Below are 11898 nucleotides of genomic sequence, written 5' to 3'. Positions count from 1 at the left end.
TGATGGACCATGACGCCGTGACCGAGGAAGAGGACGACGCCCTCTCCGCGTGGGCCCAGACCGGCGAAGAGAACGTCGAGGGCACGCTGCGGCCCCGGCGGCTCGACGAGTTCGTCGGCCAGCCGCGCGTGCGCGAGCAGCTGGAGCTGGTGCTGGAGAGCGCGCGGCGCCGCGGGGTGCCGCCCGACCACGTCCTGCTGTCCGGCCCGCCCGGGCTGGGCAAGACGTCGATGGCGATGATCGTCGCGGCCGAGCTGGGCGCGGCGCTCAGGATCACCTCCGGGCCGGCCCTGGAACGGGCCGGCGACCTCGCCGCGATGCTGTCCAACCTCGCGCCCGGCGACGTCCTGTTCATCGACGAGATCCACCGGATCGCCCGCCCCGCCGAGGAGATGCTCTACCTGGCGATGGAGGACTTCCGGGTCGACGTCGTGGTCGGCAAGGGCCCGGGCGCCACGAGCATCCCGCTGGAGATCGCACCGTTCACGCTGGTCGGGGCGACCACCCGGTCCGGCTCGCTGACCGGCCCGCTGCGCGACCGGTTCGGCTTCACCGGCCAGATGGAGTTCTACAGCGACACCGAGCTGGAGCTGATCGTCCGGCGGGCCGCGACGATCCTCGACATCCCGATCGACCGCGACGGCTGCCAAGAGATCGCCGGCCGCTCGCGGGGCACACCCCGGATCGCGAACCGGCTGCTCCGCCGGGTCCGCGACTACGCCGAGGTCCGCGCCGACGGCAAGGTGACGGTCGGGATCGCCCGGGCCGCGCTGGCCGTCTACGACGTCGACGAGCTGGGCCTCGACCGGCTCGACCGGGCGGTGCTCACCGCGCTGACCAAGTCGTTCGGCGGCGGGCCGGTCGGCATCTCGACGCTGGCGGTCGCCGTGGGGGAGGAGGCGACCACCGTGGAAGAGGTGTGTGAGCCCTACCTGGTGCGCGCCGGTATGCTCGCCCGCACCCCGCGTGGCCGGGTCGCCACCGCGACCGCGTGGGAACACCTCGGTCTGGTGCCCCCCGCCGACCACCCGGGGCGCCCCGACCAGGGCGGATCGGCGCCGTTCCAGCAGGACTGAGCGGCCCGTACCGGCGGGTGGGTGCTGGCGTCCGCGCCGGTACCTGGCACACTCGACAGGAGCACACCACCCAAAAACCGGACATTTCGGCTGGGCCCGGAGTCCGTCGAACGGAGAATCATGCAAAACCTTTTGCTGCCACTGCTGCTCGTGCTCGTCCTCGCCGTGCCGCTGGTGATGAGCTCGCGCAAGCAGAAGAAGCAGCAGGCGGCGCAGCAGGACCTGCAGAGCAGCCTGGCGCCCGGTGACCGCGTGATGACCACTTCCGGTCTTTACGGCACCGTCGCCGACACCTCGGGCGACAACACGATCGACATCGAGATCGCCCCCGGCGTCGTCACCACCTGGCTGCGCCTCGCGGTCCGCGAGAAGGTCGAGCCGGTCGTCGAGACCGACGAGACCCCGGCCGACGAGCTGTCGTCGGACGCGCCGGCCGAAGAGTCAATCATCGAGTCGGGCTCCGGCATCAAGGACGACGAGCCGGCCACGACCGCGCAGGTCGCGCCCCCGCTGGAGCACGGCAAGAAGTAAGGCCCCGCGGCATCCCCGGGCAGGGCGCGAAACCCCCGACGAAAGTCGGTGTGGCCGCAACGCCGGGCTCACGCAGCACCGAGTAGTGTCTCGGTGCTGCGTGCGTGTCCGCCGTCATACCCGTGCCCGGGAGTGAATCGCACACAGTCCCGGCCCGGAAACCCTCCGGGCGGGCACCGCAACGTCGGGGTTCCCACCCAGTCCGAGGAGACCGAAGCACCGTGGCAGCATCGGCCGGGCATCTCCGCCCGGGACGCTATCTCGCCCTGTTCGCCTTGATCGTGATCGTGCTGTACGCGCTGGTGTTCCTCACCGGCAACCACAAGCCGACCCCGAAGCTGGGCATCGACCTGCAGGGCGGCACCCGGGTCACGCTCACCGCCCGTACCCCGGACGGTGGCCAGCCGACCCGGGAGTCCCTGAACCAGGCGCGCCAGATCATCGAGCGCCGCGTCAACGGGATCGGCGTCGGTGGCACCGAGGTCCTCCTCGACGGCAACAACGTCGTGATCACGGTCCCCGGCGAGCAGGGTGACCAGGCGAAGAACCTGGGCAAGACGGCCAAGCTGGGCTTCCGGAAGGTCGTCGCCAACGCGACGCAGCCGGTCGTGCCCCCGCAGACCACGCCGCCGACCGGCGTCCCGACCGGGACGCAGGCCCCGACGTCGGGTGCTCCGAGCACGCCCCCGGCGTCCTCCGGCGCACCGACGGCCGGTTCGAGCGTCCCGCCGTCCAGCCCGGCCGCCGGTGGTGGCGGTGCCCCCGCCGCCGCGCCCGCGCAGGCGCCGAGCACCACGCCGGCCCCGCCGAGCAGCAGCACGCCGCCGCCCGCGACGAGCCAGGCGCCGGCCCCGGTGGACGGTTCGGTCGACGCCGACACCGCGAAGCAGATCCAGGCCGCGAAGGCCGTGCGGCAGAACCCGCAGATGATCGGCGCCGACGGCAACCCGAACCAGGAGCTCGTCGCCCAGGCGATGGCGTCGATCACCTGCGCGCCGAACGCCAAGGACCCCCTCGAGGGCAACGACGACCCCAAGCTGCCGCTGGTCGCCTGCGGTGACCACGACACGTACAAGTACCTGCTGGAGCCGGAGTTCCTGCCGGGCACCGAGATCGCCGACTCGAGCTCGGGCTACGACCAGCAGCGCGGCCAGTGGGTGGTGAACCTCAGCTTCAAGAGCGAGGGCACCAAGATCTGGGCGGACTTCACCTCGAAGAACACCAACCAGCAGGCCGCGTTCGTGCTCGACACGCAGGTCGTGTCCGCGCCGAACATCCAGGTCGCGATCCTGGACGGCAACACCCAGATCACCGGCAAGTTCACGCAGACCGAGGCGAAGGACCTCTCGGACATCCTGAAGTACGGCTCGCTGCCGCTGTCGTTCGCTTCCTCGGACGCGACCACGGTGTCGGCCACGCTGGGCCTCGCGTCGCTGCAGGCCGGCCTGATCGCCGGCGGCATCGGCCTGCTGGTCGTCTTCATCTACTGCCTGTTCTACTACCGGCTGCTCGGTGTGCTCACCATCCTGTCGCTGGGGCTGTCGTTCTCGCTGGTGTTCGCGGTGCTGGTGCTGCTCGGGCGCTGGATCGGCTACACGCTGGACCTGGCGGGCATCGCCGGCCTGATCATCGCCATCGGCATCACGGCGGACTCGTTCGTCATCTACTTCGAACGAATAAAGGACGAGATCCGGGAGGGCCGGACGTTCCGGTCCGCGGTGCCGCGCGGCTGGACCCGTGCCCAGCGCACGATCCTGGCCTCGGACGCGGTGAGCTTCCTGGCCGCGGCGATCCTGTACATCATCGCGGTCGGCGACGTCCAGGGCTTCGCGTTCACCCTGGGCATGTCCACGGTGCTCGACCTGGTGATCGTCTACCTGGTGACGCACCCGCTGGTCGCGATCGCGTCCACGTCGAAGTCGAAGTTCCTGTCCAATCCCAAGTACCTGGGCCTGGGTGCCGTGCAGCAAGTGGGTTCGCAGCGCAAGTCGACCTCGGTCGGCCGCGCGAACGTGAAGGAGGCCTGACGTGGGCGTCGAAGAACTGGGCAGGGACGCCGACGGCGACATGAAGGTCGCGGCGAAACCCGGCAAGAAGGACAGCATCTTCCGCCGTCTCTACGTCGGCAGCGGTGCGTTCGACGTCGTCGGCAAGCGCAAGCGCTGGTACATCTTCTTCTCCGCGCTGGTGCTCGTGTGCCTCGCGTCGATGATCTTCCGCGGCTTCAACTACGGCATCGAGTTCGAGGGCGGCACGCAGCTGCAGATGCCGGCCAACGGCATCCACGGCGTGATCACCGAAGACCAGGCCAAGGCGTCGTTCGAGAAGGCCCTCGGCCACCCGGCCGCGGAGACGCAGAAGGTCGGCACGGGTGACGCGTCGACCATCCAGATCCGCACCGAGACGCTGGACGCGGCGGACGTCGCCAAGCTCAAGCAGACCCTGTTCCAGGATCTGGGGCCGATCGGCAGCAACAAGCAGCCGAGCGTGCAGGCGATCAGTGACAGCGCGGTCAGCGCGTCCTGGGGTGGGGAGATCTCGCAGAAGGCGCTGATCGCCCTCATCGTGTTCCTCGTCGCGGTGGTCATCTTCCTGGCGATCTACTTCGACCTGCGGATGGCGTCGGCGGCCCTCGTTTCGCTGCTGCACGACATCTTCGTCACCGCGGGTGTGTATTCGCTGATCGGTTTCGAGGTCACGCCGGCGACGGTGATCGGCCTGCTGACGATCCTCGGGTTCTCGCTCTACGACACGGTGGTGGTGTTCGACAAGGTCCGCGAGAACACGCGCGGCCTGCTCGGGCTGACCCGCCGGACCTTCGGCGAAGCCGCGAACCTGGCGCTGAACCAGACCCTGATGCGATCGTTCAACACCGCGTTCATCGCGCTGCTGCCGATCCTCGGCCTGCTGATCGTCGGGTACGTGCTGCTCGGCTCCGGCACGCTGCAGGACCTGGCGCTCGTGCAGCTCACCGGCACGATCGTCGGCGTCCTGTCGTCGGTCGCACTGGCGACGCCGCTGCTGGTCGACTTCAAGATGCGCGACCCGAAGTACCGGCAGCAGGCCGAGCGGGTCCAGCAGCGCCGGGCCAACCAGGAGCGCAAGGCCGCGAGCGGCGACTTCGACGCCTCGGACGACGACGCCCTGGCGGCGGAGCTGCGCAAGGAGAAGGCGTACGCCGCCGCGTCGAGCGTGCCCGCCCGGATCCAGAAGCAGCGTCCCGCGGGCAAGCCGGCCGGGAAGCGGAAGCGCTGACGTGGAGCTGGAGAAGGCCCTCGGCCTGATCGCCGAGGTGCCGGACTTTCCCGAGCCCGGCGTGCTGTTCCGCGACCTGAGCCCGATGTTCGCGGACGCCGGCGCCTTCAAGGCCGTGACCGACGCGCTGGCGAGCACCCTCGACCCTGGGGTCGAGGCGCTCGCCGGCGTGGAGGCCCGCGGCTTCCTGCTCGCCGCGGCCGTCGGGTACGCCCGCGGCCTCGGCGTGGTGCTGATCCGCAAGCCGGGCAAGCTCCCGCTGGTCGCGGGCCGGGTGGACTACGCGCTGGAGTACGGCACGGCCACGGTCGAGCTGCCGGCGGGCGTGGTGCACCCCGGCCAGCGCGTCGCCATCCTGGACGACGTCCTGGCCACGGGCGGCACGGTCGCGGCGACCGGCAAGCTCCTGGAAGACGCGGGCGCGGTCGTCGACAGCGTCTCGGTGGTCCTGGAACTGGCGGCCCTCGGGGGCCGTCAGGTGCTGGGGGACCGGAAGATCCACGCCCTGCAGGTCTGCTGAACCTGCCTGCCGCCGCTGGTCGTGAGTGTTTAGTAGGGTTCTAACCCGACTAAACACTCACGAGGGCGGCGACGAGAGCGGAACTCCCTGGTCAGGGCGTTGTGATCACCCTCAATGGGCGCACCCGGCGGGGTCGCAGGACCGAGCGGCTACCCTGGGGGTTCGAAGGCCGCACGAGCAGCAGGAGGTGCGGGTGAGCCAGGAGCTCGACGCCGCGGTGCCCGCTCAAGAGGGCGCCCCGCAGAACGGGCAGGCGGCGGCACAGCCCGCGTCGCCGAAGCCGAACGGCGCGGCGCCGAACCCGTCCGCCACCCGGCGGGTGCGCGCCCGTCTCGCGCGGCGGATCACCGCCCAGCGCGCCGCCCCGGTCAAGCAGGTCCTGGAACCCCTCGCGGTCATCCACCGCGAGCTGCACCCCAACGGCGACCTCGGGCTGCTGCAGCGCGCCTACGACGTCGCCGAGGAGCTGCACCGGAGCCAGCGGCGCAAGTCCGGCGACCCGTACATCACGCACCCCCTGGCCGTCGCCACGATCCTCGCCGAGCTGGGCATGGACACCACGACGCTCGTCGCGGCACTGCTGCACGACACGGTCGAGGACACCGGCTACGCCGTCGAGAGCCTGAAGGCCGACTTCGGCGAGAAGGTCGCCGAGCTGGTCGACGGCGTCACGAAGCTGGACAAGGTCAAGCTCGGCACGTCCGCCGAGGCCGAGACCATCCGCAAGATGGTCATCGCGATGGCCAAGGACCCCCGGGTGCTGGTCATCAAGCTCGCCGACCGGCTGCACAACATGCGCACGATGCGCTTCCTGCCGCCGGAGAAGCAGGCCCGCAAGGCGCGCGAGACCCTCGAGGTCCTCGCCCCGCTGGCCCACCGCCTCGGCATGGCCACGGTGAAGTGGGAGCTGGAGGACCTCGCGTTCGCCATCCTGCAGCCGAAGAAGTACGACGAGATCGTGCGCCTGGTCGCCGACCGCGCGCCCTCGCGCGACATCTACCTGCGCTCGGTCATCACCGACCTGACCAGCAACCTCGTGTCGTCGCGGATCACCGCGAAGGTCGAGGGCCGGCCGAAGCACTACTACTCGATCCACCAGAAGATGATCGTCCGCGGCCGCGACCTGGACGACATCCACGACCTGGTCGGCGTGCGGATCCTGGTCGAGGACGTCCGCGACTGCTACGCGGCGATGGGCGTCGTCCACGCGCTGTGGCAGCCGGTTCCCGGGCGCTTCAAGGACTACATCGCGCAGCCGCGGTTCAGCGTCTACCAGTCGCTGCACACCACGGTGATCGGCCCGGACGGCAAGCCCCTCGAGGTGCAGATCCGCACCTACGAGATGCACCGCACCGCCGAGTACGGCATCGCCGCGCACTGGCGGTACAAGGAAACCAAGGGCACGCACAACGGCAACGCCGTGGACGTCGACGAGATGGCGTGGATGCGCCAGCTCCTCGACTGGCAGCGGGAAGCGGCGGACCCGGGAGACTTCCTCGAGTCGCTGCGCTACGAGCTGGCCGCGCGCGAGATCTTCGTGTTCACGCCGAAGGGCGATGTGATCACGCTGCCCGTCGAGTCGACGCCGGTGGACTTCGCCTACGCCGTGCACACCGAGGTCGGGCACCGCTGCATCGGCGCCCGCGTCAACGGCCGCCTGGTCGCGCTGGAACGCAAGCTGGAAAACGGCGAAGTCGTCGAGATCTTCACCTCGAAGGCGGAGAACGCCGGCCCGAGCCGCGACTGGCTGCAGTTCGCGGGTTCGCCGAAGGCGCGCGCGAAGATCCGGCAGTGGTTCGCCAAGGAACGCCGCGACGAGGCGATCGAAGGCGGCAAGGAAGCGATCACCAAGGAGATCCGCAAGGTCGGCCTGCCGATCCAGCGGCTGGTCTCCGCGGAGTCGATGGGCTCGATCGCCACCGAGCTGCGCCACGCCGACATCTCGTCGCTGTACGCGGCGGTCGGGGAGGGCCACACCAGCGCCAAGCACGTCGTGCAGCGCCTGGTCGCGCTCATCGGCGGCGTCGACGCGGCGGAGGAGGAGCTCGCCGAGCGCGCGACGCCGTCCACCGTCACCCGGCGCCGCGGCTCCAACGACGTCGGCGTCGTGGTCAAGGGTGCGAGCGACGTCTGGGCGAAGCTGGCCCGCTGCTGCACCCCGGTCCCGGGCGACGAGATCCTCGGTTTCGTGACCCGCGGCGGCGGTGTTTCGGTGCACCGCACCGACTGCACCAACGCCGGCGACCTGCAGTCCCAGCCCGAGCGGCTGGTCGAGGTCGAGTGGGCGCCGTCGGCGTCGTCGGTGTTCCTGGTGGCCATCCAGGTCGAGGCCCTCGACCGGCATCGCCTGCTCTCGGACGTGACGAAGGTGCTGGCGGACGAGAAGGTCAACATCCTGTCGGCCTCGGTGACGACGTCCCGCGACCGGGTCGCGGTCAGCCGCTTCTCGTTCGAGATGGGCGACCCGAAGCACCTGGGCCACGTCCTCAAGGTGGTCCGCGGCGTGGAAGGCGTCTACGACGTCTACCGCGTGACGTCGGCGTCCTAGCGCGCGCTCACGACCGGAGCGGCAGGGCCGCCGACCCTCCTGGACTGTCCACAATGGACATGCTGTGATCTCGTCGGCCGGGCGCGAAGAAATTGTCGAATGTCGATCCGGCCCATTCCCGGAATCTGCGACCGCGCCCATTCCCGGCGGGTTTCCGGAACGGCCCGGGAAATACGGTGCCGCGTTCTTCGAGTGCATGCTACGGTCGGCAAATTGCAGGTGAGGGAGCCGTCCGGAAGCGGTGCGCCCGGCCTCGACCCTCCGGAAACGCGAGGGAGCAGCAATGTCCCCAGGCACGGCCGACGACACCACGCGCTACCTGTGCGCGGCGTCCTACCTCGACCCCGGTTACAGCAAACGGGCGATCACCGAGTTCCTCGTCGAGCCCACCCGCCCGGTGCCGCCGTCGACGGGGCTCGACGCGGGCCGCGTGCTCACGGAGGCGGTGCGGGCGCGGGCCCGCCGGAAGAACTACGACGGCCTGCTGGTGCTGCTGATGGCCATCGTCGTCGGGCTGTCGTGGGACAACCCGCTGCTCTACGGCTGGATCCTGCTGTCGGCCATCCTGGTGGTCGCGCGTTCGGGGAAAGCCGGGTACGGGGCCCAGCGGTCGATCAACCCGAAGATCGTGATCGGCTTCGGCCTCGCCGTCCTGGCCGTGGCGGTGCTGCTGCCCTATGCGGGCGAGTTCTTCGATTCCGGGAGCCGGTCCTCCTCCCGGTACTACGACGACTACGAGCCGTCGTCGACGGGCGGTGACACCGCCCGGACCGTCATCGGTGTCGTGCTGGCACTGGTCGTGCTGGTGATCGTCACGCTCGAGCGCTGGTCCCTGTGGAACCTGCTGACGACGCGCTTCAAGCGCCACGCCGCCCCCGCGGCCGACAACGGAAGTCTCACCGGGCTGTTCACCGAGGACTTCCGCGACCAGCTCGCCCGGTACCAGCGCGGTGACGAGTTCGCCGGCGTGCCCGGCGCGCCGCTGGTGGTCTACCGCGGCTACAACCCGTTCGTGGGGGCCGGTTTCCGGCGCGACGCCTGGTCGATGGCGATCCCGCTGGAGCGGCTGGAGGACGACGAGAGTGATCCGGCGACGCGCCGGGAGCTCACCACCGAAACGCTGTACGAGGGGATCCGCGAGGCGATCGGGAACCTCCGCCGGTCGGGTTCGCTATCGCCGGATCAGCGGCTGGGCGGGCTGACCGTGACCGAGGCGGTGTTCACCCCGGCCGCCGAGCTCGTCGACCACCTGACCGAGCCGGAGGCCGCGGCGTACCTGCCCGACATCGAGTACCCGCCGCACACCCGGCTCACCGAGGCCGACGTCGACCGGCTCCGGATGGAGCCGAAGGAGTGGGCGCGCTACTACCTGTGCTTCCAGGTCGAGACCTGGGACCGGGATCTCGTGCTCACGACGTTCCTGCACGTAGCGGTCGACGAGACGACGTTGTACGTCGAGTGGACGCCGTTCATGCTGCCGCCGATCCGGGCCGAGTACCGCGTGGTGGACAAGATGCGGCCGGACTCGCTGCGCCCGCTCGGCCAGGGTTTCCTGGCGTGGCTGGAGATGCCCGCGAGCCTGCCCGGCCGGATCGCGAACCTCGCGTCCTGGATCCGGCGGCCGAAGCGCGAGCCCGGCGTCCTCGACCCGGACCGCTACGGCGCCTCGAGCACCCTGCGCGAGCTCGCGTCGGTCAACCTGTTCACCGACTACTTCCAGCTCGTCGACATCGAGCGGTACGAGAAGATCATCGAAAGCCGGCTCCTGCCGGCGATCGGTCGCCTGCTCGGCGACGCCGGGTTCTCGACGGCGAAGTTCGAGGAGCAGGCGGCCGTCGTGATCAACAACGACATCACCATCGGCGGCGACAACCGCGCCCCGATCACCCAGACCGGGCAGCGCGGCCCGCGGCCGCGCCCGCCCCGCGCGCCCGGCCGCCTGGCCCGGACGGAGGCCTGATGGAACCCCGCATCACGAACAAGGTCAGCATCGGCCGGGACAACTCCGGGCCGATCACCCAGACCGGGATCGACGGCGGTGGTGCGGACACCGCCCTGCCCGCGCTGCTCGGCCTGGTCGAGCGGCTGGCCGCCGACGTGCGCGGCCAGGACCTGGCCAAGCAGGAGGTGCTGGAGGACACGCTGGACGACCTGGCGGCCGACCTGCGCGCGGGCGACGCCGCGGAACCGGCCGTGGTGCGCAGCCGCTGGGAGAAGGTCAAGGGCCTGCTGGGCGGGGTGGTGCAGTTCTCCGAGCTGGTCGCGAAGATCTCCGACCAGGTGCAGAAGATCTTCACCTGAGCCGCCGGGTCAGAGCACCTTCCGCAGCAACGCGGTGACGTCGTCGGGGCGCTCGAGCATGGGGAGGTGCCCGGTGTCGGGGATCTCCACCAGCTCGGCGTCCGGCAAGGATTTCGCGATGTGCTGGGAAAGCTCGATCAGCCCGAGCGCGTCCGACAGGCCGATCACCACCTGGGCTGGAATGGTGATCTCAGCCAGCCGGTGCCGGGTGTCCGGGACCCGCTCCGTCCACTGTGGAGCGGTCGACAGGCGGTGGTACACCTGCTCGCACATCTCCCGGACCCGCGCGAGCATCGCCGGCGGCAGCACGGACACCTCGCGTGCGGGCCCGGCGACCAGGTACCGGACGTTGGCCTCGGACATGGCTTTCACGTCCGCCGGGTCGACGTCGCGGGTCAGCTCGGCGATGTCGGCCTGCATGTGGTCCGGCCAGGTGTGCCCGCTGAGGCCGGAGCCCAGCAGCACCAGCCGGGTGACCCGCTCCGGCGCGGCGAGCGCGGTGTCCAGCGAGACCGCGCCGCCCATCGACGCCCCGACCAGCGCGGCCTGCTCGATCCCCCGGGCATCGAGCAGGGCCAGCAGGTCCTCGTGGTGGGCGAACTCGCCGAGGCCGTCGGCGGACTCGCCGAAGCCGCGGCGGTCGTAGCGGATCACCCGGTGCGTGGCGGCGAGCGCGGTGAACTGGGCGTCCCACATCCGGCGGTCGCCGATGGCCGCGTGCAGCAGCACGACCGCGGGCCCCTCGCCCGCTTCGTCGTACCCGAACGTCGTCCCGTTCAACTCGATCGTCGCCATGGGCCCAAGCTAGCGCCGCGACCGCGTCACACACCCGGGGTTTCGCTCAGGGCGAGAAGCTAGGGTGCCGAGCATGACCGACGGATTCGACTTCACGCGTGACGGCGAGGTGGCGCGGCTGACCTTCGCCCGGCCGGCGAAGATGAACGCGATCACCTACGGCATGTGGTCGGCGATCCCGGACGTCGTGGCCGACGTCGAGGCCGACGCCACGCTCAAGGTGCTCGTGCTCGCGGGCGGCGGCAAGCACTTCTCGGCGGGCGCGGACATCAGCGAGTTCGGCGAGCTGCGCACTACCGCCGAGGGCGCGGCGAGCTACGACAAGGCCGTCGAAGGCGCGGTGGCCGCGCTGACGTCGATGCGGAAGCCGTCGGTCGCGATGATCCAGGGCAACTGCATCGGCGGCGGCTGCCAGGTGTCGGTCGCCTGCGACTTCCGCTTCGCCGCCGAGGGGTCGCGCTTCGGCATCACGCCGGCGAAGCTCGGCATCGTCTACCACTTCGACTCGACCCGCCAGCTGGTGTCGCTGGTCGGGCCGGCGCACGCGAAGTACTTCCTGCTCTCCGGCGAGCTGATCACGGCGGCCCGGGCGCGCGAGATCGGCCTGCTCAACGACGTCTTCCCGGCCGACGACCTGGAAGCCTCGACGCTGGAGTTCGTGCGGACGCTGTGCTCGCGTTCGCAGGCGTCGGTCCGCGGGATGAACCGGATCATCGAGAAGATCGTCGCCGGCCAGGAGAGCCCGGACGCGGAGGTCGAGGAGCTGCGGTCCGAAGCCCTGCACGGCGAGGACTACGCGGAGGGCGTCGCGGCGTTCCTGGACCGGCGCCCGCCGAACTTCACCTTCCGCTGACGTGGTCGTGAGTGTTCAG

Annotated in this window: 10 protein-coding genes; 9 read left to right on the top strand and 1 reads right to left on the bottom strand. The window is 70.4% G+C overall.

Features of this window, described 5'->3' with window-relative positions; translation table 11 throughout:
• Positions 1 to 2: 2 nt before the first annotated feature.
• The 8 genes from ruvB to OG439_RS15355 all read left to right on the top strand — a co-directional run bounded on the left by ruvB (position 3) and on the right by OG439_RS15355 (position 10231).
• Positions 3 to 1076 carry a Holliday junction branch migration DNA helicase RuvB gene (ruvB, locus tag OG439_RS15390; RefSeq protein WP_326950034.1) on the top strand — a complete coding sequence of 358 codons (1074 nt, stop codon included), beginning with the start codon at positions 3 to 5 and terminating at the stop codon, positions 1074 to 1076.
• Between the two features lie 120 nt (positions 1077 to 1196).
• Positions 1197 to 1607: a preprotein translocase subunit YajC gene (gene yajC / locus OG439_RS15385; protein ID WP_247052261.1), complete on the top strand. Its 411-nt coding sequence runs from the start codon at positions 1197 to 1199 to the stop codon at positions 1605 to 1607.
• A 221-nt stretch (positions 1608 to 1828) separates the two neighbouring features.
• On the top strand, positions 1829 to 3634 hold the full coding sequence (secD, locus tag OG439_RS15380; protein ID WP_326950033.1) for a protein translocase subunit SecD: 1806 nt from the start codon (positions 1829 to 1831) through the stop codon (positions 3632 to 3634).
• Between the two features lies 1 nt (position 3635).
• A complete protein-coding gene (gene secF / locus OG439_RS15375) occupies positions 3636 to 4862 on the top strand; it encodes a protein translocase subunit SecF (RefSeq protein WP_326950032.1) in 1227 nt (408 codons plus the stop codon).
• A 1-nt stretch (position 4863) separates the two neighbouring features.
• Entirely contained in the window at positions 4864 to 5382 is a 519-nt protein-coding gene (locus OG439_RS15370) for an adenine phosphoribosyltransferase (RefSeq protein ID WP_326950031.1), read from the top strand.
• Between the two features lie 193 nt (positions 5383 to 5575).
• Entirely contained in the window at positions 5576 to 7930 is a 2355-nt protein-coding gene (locus OG439_RS15365) for a RelA/SpoT family protein (RefSeq protein ID WP_247052257.1), read from the top strand.
• A 283-nt stretch (positions 7931 to 8213) separates the two neighbouring features.
• Positions 8214 to 9890 carry a hypothetical protein gene (locus tag OG439_RS15360; RefSeq protein ID WP_326950030.1) on the top strand — a complete coding sequence of 559 codons (1677 nt, stop codon included), beginning with the start codon at positions 8214 to 8216 and terminating at the stop codon, positions 9888 to 9890.
• Entirely contained in the window at positions 9890 to 10231 is a 342-nt protein-coding gene (locus OG439_RS15355) for a hypothetical protein (RefSeq protein WP_326950029.1), read from the top strand. Before OG439_RS15360 ends, OG439_RS15355 begins: the two co-directional genes overlap by 1 nt.
• Positions 10232 to 10240: 9 nt before the next feature.
• On the opposite strand, the gene OG439_RS15350 is transcribed toward OG439_RS15355, so the two are convergent.
• A complete protein-coding gene (locus OG439_RS15350) occupies positions 10241 to 11026 on the bottom strand; it encodes an alpha/beta fold hydrolase (protein ID WP_326950028.1) in 786 nt (261 codons plus the stop codon).
• Positions 11027 to 11099: 73 nt separating this feature from the next.
• Here OG439_RS15350 and OG439_RS15345 point away from each other — a divergent pair, with 73 nt between their 5' ends.
• Positions 11100 to 11879, top strand: a complete 780-nt coding sequence (locus OG439_RS15345) for an enoyl-CoA hydratase-related protein (protein ID WP_326950027.1) — start codon at positions 11100 to 11102, stop codon at positions 11877 to 11879.
• Positions 11880 to 11898 lie beyond the last annotated feature (19 nt).

This window comes from Amycolatopsis sp. NBC_01307 (assembly GCF_035975215.1).
Classification (GTDB): Bacteria; Actinomycetota; Actinomycetes; order Mycobacteriales; family Pseudonocardiaceae; genus Amycolatopsis.
Note: the sequence above shows the minus strand (reverse complement) of the source record. Positions and strands in the feature narration are given on the sequence as shown.

Excerpts from the sequence above, each read along its gene's own strand:
- ruvB (WP_326950034.1), top strand. The coding sequence starts at position 3 with ATGGACCATGACGCCGTGACCGAGGAAGAGGACGACGCCCTCTCCGCG.
- yajC (WP_247052261.1), top strand. The coding sequence starts at position 1,197 with ATGCAAAACCTTTTGCTGCCACTGCTGCTCGTGCTCGTCCTCGCCGTG.
- OG439_RS15360 (WP_326950030.1), top strand. The coding sequence starts at position 8,214 with ATGTCCCCAGGCACGGCCGACGACACCACGCGCTACCTGTGCGCGGCG.
- OG439_RS15355 (WP_326950029.1), top strand. The coding sequence starts at position 9,890 with ATGGAACCCCGCATCACGAACAAGGTCAGCATCGGCCGGGACAACTCC.
- OG439_RS15350 (WP_326950028.1), bottom strand. The coding sequence starts at position 11,026 with ATGGCGACGATCGAGTTGAACGGGACGACGTTCGGGTACGACGAAGCG.
- OG439_RS15345 (WP_326950027.1), top strand. The coding sequence starts at position 11,100 with ATGACCGACGGATTCGACTTCACGCGTGACGGCGAGGTGGCGCGGCTG.